Here is a 13,150-nt window from a genome sequence, read left to right as displayed (position 1 = left end):
CGCGCGCGCCGCCCCGGGAGTGCCCGAGCCCCGCGCCGGATCGGCGTGCGGCGTAGCCGCGGGTTCTATAGAGCAATTCCAAGAAGCGCGCTAGATGAACGATATGAGCTCGGACGTATCTGCGGCAGCGCTGCCTTGAAGCAAATTCCATTCCCGCCGACGCGTCTCTATGCCGAGAATCTCGCCTGCCGACGTAGCGGCAGGCTGATTTTCGAGGGCCTGAGCTTCACGCTGCAACCCGGCGAGGCGATCGCTCTGACCGGCCGTAACGGCGCCGGCAAGTCGAGCCTGATCGCCATGCTCTGCGGAAGGCTCAGGCCCGATGGGGGCAGCATTCGACTGGAAGGTGCCGAGGATGAGGCCGATTTCGCGGAGGTTTCACACCTCGTCGGACATCGTGACGGGCTGAAGACGGCGCTGACGGCCCGCGAGAACCTCGCCTTCGCGCAGGATGTTCTGGGCGATGCTGCCGCAACTCCGGATGAGGCACTGGCCGCCGTCGGACTCGGCCATGCGGCGGAATTGCCGGCGGGCTATCTCTCGGCCGGACAACGGCGGCGCGTCGCGCTGGCGCGGCTTCTGGTGTCCCGCCGTCCCTATTGGCTGCTCGACGAGCCGCTTTCAGCGCTCGACGTGGCCTCGCAGGCGATGGTCGCCGGGCTGATGCGCGACCATCTCGCCCTAGGCGGCGCGATCCTGGCCGCGACCCATGGTCCGCTCGGGATCGAGGGCGCGCGTGAAGTCAGGATCGGCCCGTGAAACGCGCTTTTCTCGCGATCCTGAAGCGTGACCTCGCGGTCGCAAGCCGGGCCGGCGGCGGTGGGGAACTCGCGCTCGTCTTCTTCCTGACGCTTGTCGTGCTCGTGCCGTTCGCGCTCGGTCCCGATCTCAACCTGCTGTCGCGGATCGGGCCGGCGATCCTCTGGCTCGGCGCTTTGTTGTCGGTGCTGATCGGGCTCGACCGCCTGTTCCAGAGTGATGAGGAGGACGGCTCGCTCGACCTGATCCGGGCCTCGACCCTGCCTTTGGAGTTCGCCGTACTGGCCAAGGGGCTGGCGCATTGGCTGACGACGGGGCTGCCGCTGGCGCTGGTCTCGCCGTTGCTCGGGTTGCTGGTGGCCTTGCCGGGGGAGGGTGTCCTGCCGCTGGTCGCGACGCTTCTGGTTGGCACGCCGGCTTTGAGTTTCATCGGAGCGGGCGGCGCGGCGCTGGCTGCGAGCTTGCGGCGGGGCGGGCTGATCGTGCCGGTTCTGGTCGCGCCCCTGACCGTGCCGGTGCTGATCTTCGGCGTCTCCGCAGCCAATGCGGCGGTCGGAGGCACCGTGCCTTTCCTGACGCCGTTCCTGATCCTGTGTGCGATCTCGCTGGGCGCGATCGTGGTCGGCACGGTGGCTGCGGCGGCGGCCCTCAGATCGGCCGAATAGGCAGCTCAGTCGCGCTGCGGTGCCAGCGCCACGAATTCGACAGGGTAGCCGCATTGGGCCGCGAAGGTGGCGACGGAAGCCGCGATATCCTCATGTGCGACATTCCGCTCGACGAAGACGAGGCGTATTTCCTCGGCGGCGGCGTTGACGTCGAGGACGGGCGTCTCGTCGATTTTGTTGCGTACCTTCACCTCGACGGCGTGCTGCATGTCTTCCGACAGCTTGATCAACATGGTCGATCCTCCTGACCAGAACGCTAGCGCAGGATGGTGGCGAAGGCAATGCGTGATTCGTAAAAATACAAATAATTTCAATATCTTAGTAATATAACAAACTGCAGGAAGAGACTCTGATGGCCCCACCGGGGGCGCTGCTTGCATCACAGAGGTTGGGGCTGTTATCGTCACTTACTCATTTTGATGTGGTTGCACAGAATGTCGTCCGACGAACGGGGCGAGCGCCTCCAGATCATGCTCAACCAGGACGAGCTGCGGGCCCTGGAAAACTGGCGCTTCGACAAGCGCATGCCGAGCCGGGCTGCAGCCGTGCGAGAGTTGCTACGGCGAGGATTGGCGGCGGAAGGCTTCGATCTGGCCGGCGAGGGCGTCCGCTCCAAGCAGTTCGGCATTGTCGACAAGGGCGGGGCGGATGCCTCGTCGGACGAGGACGTCTAGCCGAAGCGTGATTGTCGCAGCCCGTCGACATCCATTGCTTGGAACCTGTCGAGATTGCTAAAGCTCACGCCATGGCGCTTAAGCCCTCGCAACTCACATCGCCGGCATCATGGCCAGCCTGATCGACCTCGCCAATCCGACGCGCTTCATGCGTTTCTCGGCCGCGGTGCTGCCGTGGCTCGCCGCGATCGCGGCGCTGCTGATCGTCGTCGGGCTCTATCTCGCCTGGTTCAAGGCGCCGGCCGACTACCAGCAGGGCGAGACCATCCGCATCATGTTCATCCATGTGCCGGCCGCCTGGCTCGCGATGATGTTCTATTCGATGATGGCGCTTTCGGCGCTCGGCACGCTGGTCTGGCGCCATCCGCTCGCCGATGTCGCGCAGAAGGCGGCCGCGCCGATCGGCGCCTGCTTCGCGCTGATCTGCCTGGTTACCGGCGCGCTCTGGGGCAAGCCGATGTGGGGTACCTACTGGGTCTGGGATGCGCGGCTGACATCCATGCTCGTGCTGCTGCTGATCTATCTCGGCCTGATCGCGCTCTGGCGGGTGCTCGACGATCCCTCGCGGGCGGCGCGCGCCGTCGCCATCCTGACGCTGGTCGGCTTCGTCAACGTGCCGATCATCAAGTTCTCGGTCGATTGGTGGAACACGCTGCACCAGCCGGCCTCGGTGCTGCGCATGGGCGGGCCGACGATCCATCCCTCGATGCTCTGGCCGCTCCTGATCCTCGCTGTCGGCTTCACGCTGATGGCGCTGTCGCTGCACATGGTCGCAATGCGCGCCGAGATCATGCGCCGGCGGGTCAGGACGCTGACGATCCTTGAGGCCGAGCGGCTCGACCGGCTGGCGGCGCAAGGCGTGCCGGCATGAGTGCGCTTCTCGATGCCATCGGGCCACATGCCGGTTTCATCCTGGCGTCTTATGGCGCGGCGGCGCTCGTCCTCGTCGGGCTGACGCTGGCGATCCTGCGTGATCACGCCGCCCAGAAACGCGCGCTCGATGAACTGGAGCGTCGCGGCGCCGGCCGCCGTTCGGGCCGGGAGGCGGCATGAGCCAGGTCGAGATCGATCCGCGGCGGCGTTCGCCGCTCGTCTTCCTCGCGCCATTGATCATTTTCGGCCTGCTCGCCATCGTCTTCGGCATAGGGTTGTTCTCCGGCGACAAGAGCAAGGTGCCCTCCGCCCTGATCGGGCGCGTCGCGCCGGCGATCGCGCTCGCGCCGCTGGAAGGGCTGCAGCGGGACGGCAAGCCGGTGCCGGCCTTCGGCAATGCCGATCTCGCTGGGGGTAAGGCGACGCTGGTCAATGTCTGGGCGAGCTGGTGCGCGCCCTGCCGGGTCGAGCATCCCGTGCTGATGGGTCTGGCCGAGACCGATGCGGTGAAGCAGGGCAAGGTCGCCCTGGTCGGGATGAACTACAAGGACGAGGCCGAGAACGCGCGGCGCTTCCTCGGCGCGCTCGGCAATCCGTTCTCGGCTGTCGGCGTGGACGCTGCCGGGCGGGGGGCGATCGAATGGGGCGTCTACGGCGTGCCCGAGACTTTCGTCATCGGGCCGGATGGCCATATCCTCGACAAGCATGTCGGGCCGCTCGACCAGATGGCGGCGAGCAAGCTCCTACAGCGGGCGCTGAAGGCCCGTTGACAAAGCGCCGTCATGCTCGGGCTCGACCCAAGTATCTCAGGCCGAAAAGGGTGCTTTATCCTGACAGAGATTCTCGGGTCTGAGCTTCGCTTCACCCGAGAATGACGGCTGTAAGCCTGCTCAGGCCGCTTTGCGGCTGGAAACGAGGCTCTGGAACAGGCCGCGCCCGTCCGTGCCGCCGACCAGCGAATCGATCAGGTTCTCCGGGTGTGGCATCAGGCCGAGCACGTTGAAACCGGGCGAATAGATGCCGGCGATGTTGTTGAGCGAGCCGTTCGGGTTCGCCGCAGCCGTCACGTTTCCCTGCGCATCCGCATAGCGGAAGGCGACGAGGCCCTCGCCTTCGAGGCGGGCGAGCGTCTCGGCATCGGCGATGTAGTTGCCCTCGCCATGGGCGATGCAGACATCGATCGCCTGGCCCTTGGCATAGGCGCTCGTATAGGGCGTGTCGTTGCGCTCGACCTTGAGATACTGGCGCTTGCAGACGAATTTCAGATGGGCGTTGCGCACGAGGATGCCGGGCAGCAGTCCCGCCTCGCAGGCGATCTGAAAGCCGTTGCAGATGCCCAGGACATAGCCGCCGCGGGCGGCATGAGCGCGGGTGGCGTCCATGATATGGGCGCGGCCGGCGATGGCGCCGGTGCGCAGATAGTCGCCATAGGAGAAGCCGCCCGGCAGCACGACGAGATCGGTCCCATCAGGCAATTCGGTATCGCCGTGCCAGATATGGGTGACCTCGGCGCCGGCCTGCTTCAGCGCCTTGGCGACGTCGCCGTCACGGTTGGAGCCGGGAAAGGTGATGACGGCGGCTTTCATCGCTCAGGCTCCGATCTCGACGCGGTAGTTCTCGATCACGGTGTTGGCGAGGAGCTTGTCGCAGGCGGCCTTGAGGGCGGCCTCGGCGGCGGCCTTGTCCGAGCCCGAGAGCTCGATGTCGAAGACCTTGCCCTGGCGGACGGAATCGACGCCGTCGATGCCGAGCGACTTCAGCGCGCCTTCGATCGCCTTGCCCTGCGGATCGAGCACGCCGTTCTTCAGGGTGACGGTGACGCGGGCTTTCATGGGGTTCTCCGGACGCGGATTGTTACGGGGTGCTTTAGAGGCGAATCGGGACGGGCTCAACCATTTCCCGCCGTTTCACGTGAATCAGCGGCTGCGCCAGGCGGCTTCAACGTCGCGGCGGGCGGCCTCGGCGGTCTCGCTGACGGCGAGCGCCAGTACCAGCCGGTCGCTTTCGCGGCCGTAGAGGATCGCGGTGACGGCCTGACGGCCGGCCGTGTCGAGCGAGCGGATCGTGACGAGAACGCCCTTGGCATCAGCCGAATCGATACGGGCAACATCGGTCGCGCTGCGGGCTTCCGGCTTCGTTTCCGGCTTCCTCTTCAGCCTGCGCTGCGCCTTGCGGCGCTCGGCCGCCTTCGCTGCCGCCAGCCGGGCGAAGGCTTGCCCGAGGCTGGCCGGGCTTTCCGACAGGGCCTTTTCCATCTCGCGGGCCTGCTCGCCTTCGAGGGCGATCACGGCAGCGAAGCCCTGGCGCGTGCAGCTTTCGCGCGGGCAAAAGACCATCGAGCGGGCTTCGAGCCCGTCATTCAGCACCCAGGAGCCGATCGGCAGGGGCTGCCAGCCCTGCGAAGCCGGCAGTTCGGCGATGCCCGGCCCAAAATGATAGGAGCAGGCGCCGAGCAGAAGGCCTCCGGCGAGAGCCAAGGCCGCGACATGAAAACGGGAGCGCATGCGCTCCCGTTTCAATCGCGATAATGGCCGAGCGATGGCGCTCACTGCACCAGGCGCGGGCCGGACGGGCCGGGGTTCTCGTTCTCGCCGAGAATGCCGAGGCGGCGGGCGACTTCGGAATAGGCCTCTATCAGGCCGCCCATGTCGCGGCGGAAGCGGTCCTTGTCCATCTTGTCCTTGGACTTGATGTCCCAGAGCCGGCAGGAATCCGGGCTGATCTCGTCGGCGACGACGATGCGCATCATCTCGCCCTCCCACAGACGACCCGTTTCCATCTTGAAGTCGACGAGGCGGATGCCGGCGCCGAGGAAGAGGCCGGAGAGGAAGTCGTTGACGCGGATGGCGAGCGCCATGATGTCGTCGATCTCCTGCGGCGTCGCCCAGCCGAAGGCGGTGATGTGCTCTTCCGAGACCATCGGGTCGTTCAGCGCGTCGTTCTTGTAGTAGAACTCGATGATCGAGCGCGGCAGCTGCGTGCCTTCCTCGAGGCCGAGGCGAGTGGCGAGCGAGCCGGCGGCGATATTGCGCACGACGACCTCGAGTGGGATGATCTCGACCTCGCGGATGAGCTGCTCGCGCATGTTCAGCCGGCGGATGAAATGCGTGGGCACGCCGATATCGTTGAGATTCGAGAAGATGTGCTCAGAGATGCGGTTGTTGAGCACGCCCTTGCCGTCGATCACTTCATGCTTCTTGGCATTGAAGGCGGTGGCGTCATCCTTGAAGTGCTGGATCAGCGTACCGGGCTCGGGTCCTTCATAGAGGACCTTCGCCTTGCCTTCGTAAATGCGACGGCGGCGATTCATGGGTATGTACCGTGGCTTGAGGAAATCCAAAGGTCGGCCCTTCTCTGGACGCGATGGTCTCGCGGCGGGATCTGGCCCCTGATCTGTTCTTGTCCAGCGTCGTCGGCCTGTCGGACTCGTCGGGTACGAATCCAGCGGCGGCAACGGTGCCTGTTGCGTGCGGGACCACCGGAGGTGCTCTCGCGCCTGCTATATGGAGCGTCTACGCCGTAAACGCAACAAATCGCCGTTTGGAGCCTTCCAGACGCTTAAAGACCGCTGAAGACCCTCATCGAGGCTGGCTCTCGCCTCGCGAGCAACCTATATGGTTGAGCGACATATTCCCCAGACAAGGACATGGACGCCGCATGACGACCTTCGACCAGCGCAAGGACGCCTACGAGAACAAGTTCGCCCATGACGAGGAGCTGCGCTTCAAGGCGACCGCCCGGCGCAACAAGCTGCTCGGGCTCTGGGCTGCCGAGAAGCTCGGCAAGAGCGGCGCCGATGCCGAGGCTTACGCCAAGTCGGTTGTCGTGGCCGATTTCGAGGAGGCTGGCGACGAGGACGTGGTGCGCAAGGTCAAGAACGACTTCGCGCTCGCTGGCGTTACCGTCGCGGACACTGAAATCCGCACCGTGATGACGGAGCTGCTGATCAAGGCGGCGGACGACATCCAGGCCGGCCGTTAAGCTCCCAGGCCGGTTGCATCCCGGCTGACGCAGGACGTCTTTGAAACGGGCGCATGGGCGCCCGTTTGCTTTTCCGGCCTGACACTGTTCAACCTGCATCGACCGCCGCAACGCCCGCAATGCGGCCAGACACGGATGAACGCATCATGGCCAAGCCCACCGTCCTCGCTTCCCTCGCCGATCGTTTCGCCCGGGGTGACAGCGTCGTCTCGGCCTGGTGCGGCCTGCCCGACCCGTCGATCGCGGCGATCCTGGCGCAGGAGGATTTCGACGCGATCACGCTCGACATGCAGCATGGGCCGATCACGCTCGGCGAGGTCATCCGTGCGATCCCGCTGATCAATGCCGCCGGCAAGCCTGCGATCGCGCGCATTCCGGTCGGCGAGTTCCAGAATGTCTCGAAGCTGTTCGACAGCGGCGTCTCCGGGGTCATCGCGCCGATGATCAACACGATGGAGGATGCCCGCCGCTTCGCGGCCTATGCCAAATATCCGCCGATGGGCGAGCGCAGCTGGGGCAGCTATGGCGGTCTCGGTGCTTCGGGCCTCGACCAGAACAGCTATCTCAAGGCCGCCAACGGCTTCTCGATGACGTTCGCGATGATCGAGACGCGCGAGGCGATGGCGATCGTCGACGACATTCTGGCGCTGGACGGGATCGACGCTCTGTTCGTCGGGCCGTCCGACCTGTCGATCGCGCTCTCCGGCGGGGCGAAGGTCGATGCCACCGCGTGCGAGGTCGATGAGGCGCTCAAGCATGTCGTCGCCCGCGCTTCGGCGGCCAACAAGCCGGTCGCACTCTATGCGGCGACGGCGGAGCGCGCCAAGCAGGGCCTCGCCATGGGGGCGCGCATGGTCACGGTGATGAGCGATTCCGGCATGCTGCGTGCGGCGGCGCAGACGGCGCTCCAGATCACGCGGGGCTGAGAGGTCTCTGCCCGCGCTTCGGGGGCGATGCCTTAGGCGTTAATGCCCTCGCGCCGCTTCAGAAGGGCGTAATCGGCCCAGAGCAGCCGGGCGGCGACGCCGCGCCAGGGCCGCCAGGACTCCGCCATGGCCTGGAGCTCGACCGGCTTGGGGCGGGCTGGGAGTCCGAAGGCGTGGCGGGCGGCCTCCTGAATGGCGAGATCGCCGGCGGCGAAGCCGTCGCGATGGCCGAGGCAGAACAGCAGATAGACATCCGCCGTCCAGGGACCGATGCCCGAGATCGCCGTCATCCGGGCATGAACCTCCTCGGGCGAGGCGCGCTCGAGCGCCTCGAAGGCGAAGCGCTGTTCGACGAGGGCACTTGCGAGCGCGAGCAGCGTGCGCTGCTTCGGACGCGACAGGCCGGAGAGGCGCATGTCGTCATCCGTCGCGGCGAGCACGCGCTCGGGCGTCAGCGGCACGAAGACGCCGACAAAGCGGTTCCAGACGGCCCGCGCGCTCGCGACCGACAATTGCTGGGAGACGATGATCGCGGCGAGGCCGGGAAAGCCGCCCTCGCGCAGCCGCAACGGTGGCAGGCCGGTGCGCGCGACGATGGGCTGCCAGTCCGGGTGCAGGGCGACGAGGGCGGCCATGCCTTCCTCGAGATCGGCGTTGGATGTGATTCTCTCGATCATGGTCTGGGTATCGATGGCAGAGACGACGGCTTCCGTCAGCAGGCAGCCGCTTGGCGCGGTCGCGCGCAATGCCTAGACAGGAGCGATGCCGCCTGCTCCACCCGTTTTCCGCTTTGCGCCGAGCCCGAACGGGCGCCTCCATCTCGGCCATGCGCTGTCGGCCCTGACCAACGAGGCGCTGGCACTGCGTTTCGGCGGGCGCCTGCTGCTGCGGATCGAGGATATCGACCTGACCCGCTGCCGGCCGGAATTCGTCGAGGGCATTGAAGAGGACCTCGCCTGGCTCGGTATCCGGTTCGAGCCGGGCTTCCGCCGACAATCCGCGCATTTCGGCGATTATGCGGGGGCGCTGGCCGCTTTACGCCGGCGCGGGCTGGCCTATCCCTGCTTCTGCTCGCGGCAGGAGATCAGAAACGCGGTCGCGGCGCGGGAAGCCGCAACCGGGCAGCCCTGGCCGGTCGATCCTGATGGCGCGCCACTCTATCCCGGCCTCTGCAAAAAGCTCGACCCGGATGAGGCGGCCCGACGCATCGCGGCCGGAGAGCCACATGTGCTGCGGCTCGACATGGCGGCAGCGACCGCCGCCTTGAGGCAGCCGTTGCGCTATACGGTTTTCGATGCCGGGGATGTCCGGCATTCCGTCCCGGTCGCCCCCGAGCGCTGGGGCGATGTCGTGCTCGCCCGCAAGGACGCGCCGACGAGCTATCATCTCGCCGTCACCGTTGACGATGCCTTGCAAGGCGTGACGCATGTCGTGCGCGGCCGGGATCTGGAAGCGGCGACGGATGTCCATGTCCTCTTGCAGCACCTGCTCGGCTTGCCGATACCGCTCTATCATTTCCACCGCCTGCTGCTCGATGATGACGGGCAGAAGCTGGCCAAGAGCCGGGATTCGCGGAGCCTTGCGGATCTGCGCGCGGACGGGATCAGTGCGGAAGAGATCCGTCGGCAGCTCGGCTTCGCTTGAGGGCTCAGCCGACGCCGAGGAAGGTCAGCCAGGCAGCGGTGGTGAAGAGCGAGAGCAGAGTCGAGAGCGTGATCGCGCTCGACGCGTCGGCCACGCCCTGCCGGTAGCGCTCGGCGAAGAGATAGGCATTGATCCCGCAGGGGCAGGCAGCGAAGAGCACGGCGACGCCCGACCAGTGCGCCGGCATCTCGAAGACCCGCGTCGCCAGCCAATAGACCAGCAGGGGATGCAGGCCGAGCTTCAACCCGCTCAGCACGGCCGGCAGGGCGAGGCCGGATTCGAGGCCGTAGCGGCGCATGGCGATGCCCAGGCTGATCAATGCACAAGGCACGGCGGCGCCCGCCAGCAGGTCGACCAGCGTCCACGCCGGCTCGGGAATATAGGCAATGAAGGGACGCACCGCCGATCCGAGCAGGATGCCGGTGATGATCGGATGGGTGAACAGGCGCTTGATCAGTTGCGGGATCGAGGCCGAGCGGCCTTCGGCCAGCAGGGTCGCGACCGTCATCGTGACCGGCAAGTGGATGGCGAGCAGCAGGCCGAGCGGCACGGCGCCGGCATCGCCATAGGCCTTCAGGATCATCGGCACGCCGACGAAGACGGTGTTCGACTGCGCGGCGGCGAAGCCGGAGACGACGAGTTCCGGCCCCTTGCGCGCGAAAAACCTGGCGGCGATGACCATTGCCAGCGCCCAGACGACGGCAAGGCCAGCGAAATAGGCGATCCAGTAACCCCAGGGCTGCGTGACGGGGATGTCGGCCTTCGCAAGCGTGCGGAACAGCAGGCAGGGCACGGCGAGGACGAAGACGAAATCGGAGAGCCCCTCGCCGGTGGTCTCGCGCAGGAGCTTGCTCCAGCGGGCGCAATAACCGAGGCCGATCAACCCGAAGACGGGCAGGACGACGAGGAGGGAAGCGAGCATGGCTTCGGAACTCGCGCGAGAGAGGAACGCCAGCTTCCGCCGTGTCCGCTTACGGACACTCTGTCAAGCGCGCGAGGCGGGGCGAAGGTTGTAACGCCTCGTCGTCATGCGCTCAGCGCAGTTGCGCGAGCGTGCCGCCGGCCTTCTCGATCAGGCCGCGGATCTCGTCGCGCTGGCGCCTGAACTCGGTGAGCGTCGTGCCCTGGAGCTCGCGTCCGCGCGGCACGCGGATCTTCATCGGATTGACGAAATTGCCGTTGACCAGGACCTCGTAGTGCAGATGCGGGCCGGTGGAGAGGCCGGTCGAGCCGAGATAGCCGATGACCTGGCCCTGACGGACCTTGGCGCCGGGCACGATGCCGTTGGCGAAGTTCGACTGGTGCGAATAGGTGGTGACGTAGCCGTTGGCGTGCTGGATCTCGGTATGCTTGCCGTAGCCGGAGGACCAGCCGGCCTTGAGCACGGTGCCGTTGCCGGCGGCGAGGATCGGCGTGCCGATCCGGTTCGACCAGTCGACGCCGGTATGCATCTTCGAATAGCGCATGATCGGGTGGTAGCGCATGCCGAAGCCGGAGCGCAGCTCGCCGTCGGCGATCGGCTTGCGCAACAGGAACTTCTTCAGCGACTTGCCCTCGTCGTCGAAATACTCGATCAGCCCGTCATCGGGGGCCTGATAGCGGAAGACGCGGCGGGTCTCGCCGTTGACCGTCAGGCTTGCGGACAGGATCTCGGCGCGCTCGCCTTCGTCCTCTTCGGTGAAGATCACCTCCAGATTGTCGCCGCCATGGACGCGCTGCTGGAAATCGAGGTCGTAGGAGAAGATGCGAACGAGCTCGTCGACCAGCGCCCGCGGCAGGTCGTGCCGGGCGCCGGTCTCGTAAAGGCTCTCGTAGAGCCGGGCGCCGCCCGGACCCTCGTCGTCATCGTCCCCGTCCTCGGTGTTGCGCCGCTGCGGCTTCTGCGGGCCAGTCGCCTCCTGGCGTGGCAGGTCGACCGGCACGAAGCTGCCCTTGTCGTTCATCGCGATGATGCCGTCGGGCTGGCCGTTGCTGAGCAGCGAGACGCGCATGATCTGGCGGGAATCGCCAGGCCGGGGGCCCGGCGCATAGAGCACCTGCAGAACCTGGCCGTCGGGCAGGGCGGAGGTCCGGACCTTGCCGCCGAAGGCCGCGATCATCGTGCGCACCTGCTCCGGCGCCACGCCGGCGCCGCGCATGACCTGCTCGAAATTCTCGCCGCGCTTGGCCATCAGCAGCTTGTCCTCGACGAGAGGCTCGCGCGAGGCCGGGATCGGGGTTTTCGGGGCGTTGGTGACGTTTTCGGGGACGACGCGGACTTCGATGCCTGAAAAGCGCGTATCGGTCGCTGGTGCATAGGCGAGAAGGTCGTTGCCCGGCGCGGCGGTGCCGGTCAGCGTGCGGCTCAGCATCAATTGCGGTGGGATCGGCAGGGCGCGCTGCCGGCCGGAATTGGCCAGGTTGGCGCGCTCTTCCTCGATCTGCGCGATCACCTCGGCGTCGCTGAGCTGCGGCTTGCCGGAGGGCAGGGTCAGATCGCCGAGCTCGCGCTTGACGATGGTGACGTCGGCATCCGGCATGTCCTGGGCCGGCTCGGCATAGCGCTCTTCCGACTGCCCGCCCTCGGCGAACAGGCGCAGCGGATTGAACGGCGGGATATTGGAGGCATAGACGCCCGTCGTCAGCGACAGGTTGGAGGCGAGACGAACGAACGGCCGGACGCGGATGACCTCGCGGTTGCCGGTGCGCTGCGACATCGGCGCCCGCAAGGTGTGGCGCGCCGACATGACCGGCTGGTCGGCGACGAGCTTGTCGGCCTTGCGCGCCCCGCCACCATCGCCTGCGGCCGAGGCGGAGCGGACCGCGACCGTCTCCGGCTGCTCGGGGTAGCTGGTATCGCCGCGCATCGCGACGAGGATCGCCGCGCCGAGCAGGGCCGCGCCGCAGGAACCGACGAGCGCGCAAGCGAAGAGCCAGCGCAGCGAGACGCCGCGGCGATCGAGAGGCTGATGGCGGGAATCGCCCGGCTGGATCGGCGGCTCGATCCCGAGATCGACCAGAAGAGCCGCTGCCTCGGGGGCGAGCGGCTCGGCCGGCTGTGTGAACTCGGGATGGGCGTTCATGTCGTGGCGGTTGCTTCTGCGGGCTGTCTCGAAATCTCGATGGCGACCCTCGCTGCAGCGAAGGCGCCTTGAACGCATCCTGACGAAAGCGCGCCAGGACCATGCCCGTGCCGGGAGCCGGAATCAATCCGTTCAGCTGTGGACGATCTCCTGTGCTGGGAGATTGCGGCTGTTTTGGGAAAAGGGGCGCGCCGCCTGATCGCGCTCTCATGCGCGCTCGCGCGTGCTAAATATCGGATCGGATCGATCTGACCGCTTGCCGCGCCAAAGCACCGGTTGGGGAGAAAGATCGGGACGAAGGGCGCGGGACGATCTTCGCTGACGAAGAATTTTGCGCCGCAACAGGGTCGATCGCCGCGAATGGTGTCCAGGGCCTGATCAGGAGGAGCGTTCAGCAGGCCGAAAACCCCCGGAAAGCGGCTCTCAGAGCGTGTTTTGAGGGGGCTGGGAAAAAGAAATGCGTTCCGTCAAAAAAACTTCATCGAGCGTGTTGACTTCCAATCCGGGCCTGGCCTATAAACCGGCCATCGAGACGGCGCCGCCGCTGAGCGGCGCCTCTTCTGCGC

The 13,150-nt window shown here is 66.5% G+C and carries 17 protein-coding genes; 9 read left to right on the top strand and 8 right to left on the bottom strand.

Annotation, left to right across the window (positions count from 1 at the left end; all coding sequences use genetic code 11):
- The first annotated feature begins 135 nt into the window (after positions 1-135).
- Positions 136-759 (top strand): heme ABC exporter ATP-binding protein CcmA, encoded by a 624-nt coding sequence (gene ccmA / locus NUV79_RS21400; protein WP_257735094.1) that lies wholly within the window; start codon positions 136-138, stop codon positions 757-759.
- The gene (gene ccmB, locus NUV79_RS21395) at positions 756-1,424 is read left to right on the top strand and encodes a heme exporter protein CcmB (protein WP_257735092.1); all 669 of its coding nucleotides are present in this window, start codon (positions 756-758) and stop codon (positions 1,422-1,424) included. The genes ccmA and ccmB overlap by 4 nt, the downstream gene beginning before the upstream one ends.
- A 5-nt stretch (positions 1,425-1,429) precedes the next feature.
- Here the strand turns inward: ccmB and NUV79_RS21390 are convergent, their stop codons facing one another.
- Positions 1,430-1,657, bottom strand: coding sequence for a hypothetical protein (locus tag NUV79_RS21390; protein ID WP_257735091.1), 228 nt, complete (start codon positions 1,655-1,657; stop codon positions 1,430-1,432).
- 201 nt (positions 1,658-1,858) lie between these two features.
- Between NUV79_RS21390 and NUV79_RS21385 the strand changes: the two genes are divergently transcribed.
- The 4 genes from NUV79_RS21385 to NUV79_RS21370 all read left to right on the top strand — a co-directional run bounded on the left by NUV79_RS21385 (position 1,859) and on the right by NUV79_RS21370 (position 3,741).
- Entirely contained in the window at positions 1,859-2,098 is a 240-nt protein-coding gene (locus tag NUV79_RS21385) for a hypothetical protein (RefSeq protein ID WP_257735090.1), read from the top strand.
- A gap of 109 nt (positions 2,099-2,207) precedes the next feature.
- Entirely contained in the window at positions 2,208-2,969 is a 762-nt protein-coding gene (locus tag NUV79_RS21380; RefSeq protein WP_374679309.1) for a heme ABC transporter permease, read from the top strand.
- Positions 2,966-3,151, top strand: coding sequence for a heme exporter protein CcmD (gene ccmD, locus NUV79_RS21375; RefSeq protein WP_257735089.1), 186 nt, complete (start codon positions 2,966-2,968; stop codon positions 3,149-3,151). The genes NUV79_RS21380 and ccmD overlap by 4 nt, the downstream gene beginning before the upstream one ends.
- Positions 3,148-3,741: a DsbE family thiol:disulfide interchange protein gene (locus tag NUV79_RS21370; protein ID WP_257735088.1), complete on the top strand. Its 594-nt coding sequence runs from the start codon at positions 3,148-3,150 to the stop codon at positions 3,739-3,741. Before ccmD ends, NUV79_RS21370 begins: the two co-directional genes overlap by 4 nt.
- Positions 3,742-3,861: 120 nt before the next feature.
- Here the strand turns inward: NUV79_RS21370 and purQ are convergent, their stop codons facing one another.
- The 4 genes from purQ to purC form a co-directional block, all read right to left on the bottom strand.
- The gene (purQ, locus tag NUV79_RS21365; protein ID WP_257735087.1) at positions 3,862-4,557 is read right to left on the bottom strand and encodes a phosphoribosylformylglycinamidine synthase subunit PurQ; all 696 of its coding nucleotides are present in this window, start codon (positions 4,555-4,557) and stop codon (positions 3,862-3,864) included.
- 3 nt (positions 4,558-4,560) lie between these two features.
- Complete coding sequence (purS, locus tag NUV79_RS21360) at positions 4,561-4,803, bottom strand: phosphoribosylformylglycinamidine synthase subunit PurS (protein ID WP_257735086.1); 243 nt, start codon at positions 4,801-4,803, stop codon at positions 4,561-4,563.
- Positions 4,804-4,887: 84 nt separating this feature from the next.
- Positions 4,888-5,475: a hypothetical protein gene (locus NUV79_RS21355; RefSeq protein WP_257735085.1), complete on the bottom strand. Its 588-nt coding sequence runs from the start codon at positions 5,473-5,475 to the stop codon at positions 4,888-4,890.
- A 41-nt stretch (positions 5,476-5,516) separates the two neighbouring features.
- Positions 5,517-6,311, bottom strand: coding sequence for a phosphoribosylaminoimidazolesuccinocarboxamide synthase (purC, locus tag NUV79_RS21350; protein ID WP_257735084.1), 795 nt, complete (start codon positions 6,309-6,311; stop codon positions 5,517-5,519).
- A 317-nt stretch (positions 6,312-6,628) separates the two neighbouring features.
- On the opposite strand from purC, the gene NUV79_RS21345 reads away from it, so the two are divergent.
- Together NUV79_RS21345 and NUV79_RS21340 are read left to right on the top strand one after the other, a co-directional pair.
- Entirely contained in the window at positions 6,629-6,952 is a 324-nt protein-coding gene (locus tag NUV79_RS21345; RefSeq protein ID WP_257735083.1) for a DUF1476 domain-containing protein, read from the top strand.
- 146 nt (positions 6,953-7,098) lie between these two features.
- The gene (locus tag NUV79_RS21340) at positions 7,099-7,878 is read left to right on the top strand and encodes an HpcH/HpaI aldolase family protein (RefSeq protein WP_257735082.1); all 780 of its coding nucleotides are present in this window, start codon (positions 7,099-7,101) and stop codon (positions 7,876-7,878) included.
- A gap of 32 nt (positions 7,879-7,910) precedes the next feature.
- Here the strand turns inward: NUV79_RS21340 and NUV79_RS21335 are convergent, their stop codons facing one another.
- Complete coding sequence (locus NUV79_RS21335) at positions 7,911-8,555, bottom strand: DNA-3-methyladenine glycosylase family protein (protein WP_257735081.1); 645 nt, start codon at positions 8,553-8,555, stop codon at positions 7,911-7,913.
- A gap of 85 nt (positions 8,556-8,640) precedes the next feature.
- On the opposite strand from NUV79_RS21335, the gene gluQRS reads away from it, so the two are divergent.
- On the top strand, positions 8,641-9,522 hold the full coding sequence (gluQRS, locus tag NUV79_RS21330; protein WP_257735080.1) for a tRNA glutamyl-Q(34) synthetase GluQRS: 882 nt from the start codon (positions 8,641-8,643) through the stop codon (positions 9,520-9,522).
- 4 nt (positions 9,523-9,526) lie between these two features.
- Here gluQRS and NUV79_RS21325 read toward each other — a convergent pair whose 3' ends face one another.
- Both NUV79_RS21325 and NUV79_RS21320 read right to left on the bottom strand, forming a co-directional pair.
- A complete protein-coding gene (locus NUV79_RS21325) occupies positions 9,527-10,444 on the bottom strand; it encodes an AEC family transporter (RefSeq protein WP_257735079.1) in 918 nt (305 codons plus the stop codon).
- A gap of 112 nt (positions 10,445-10,556) precedes the next feature.
- Positions 10,557-12,584 carry a M23 family metallopeptidase gene (locus NUV79_RS21320; protein ID WP_257735078.1) on the bottom strand — a complete coding sequence of 676 codons (2,028 nt, stop codon included), beginning with the start codon at positions 12,582-12,584 and terminating at the stop codon, positions 10,557-10,559.
- Positions 12,585-13,150 lie beyond the last annotated feature (566 nt).

This window comes from Allobosea sp. 47.2.35 (genome assembly GCF_024655635.1).
In the GTDB taxonomy this organism is placed as follows: Bacteria; Pseudomonadota; Alphaproteobacteria; order Rhizobiales; family Beijerinckiaceae; genus Allobosea.
The sequence above is the reverse complement of the archived record's forward strand: the minus strand, read 5'-3'. Positions and strand labels throughout refer to the sequence as shown.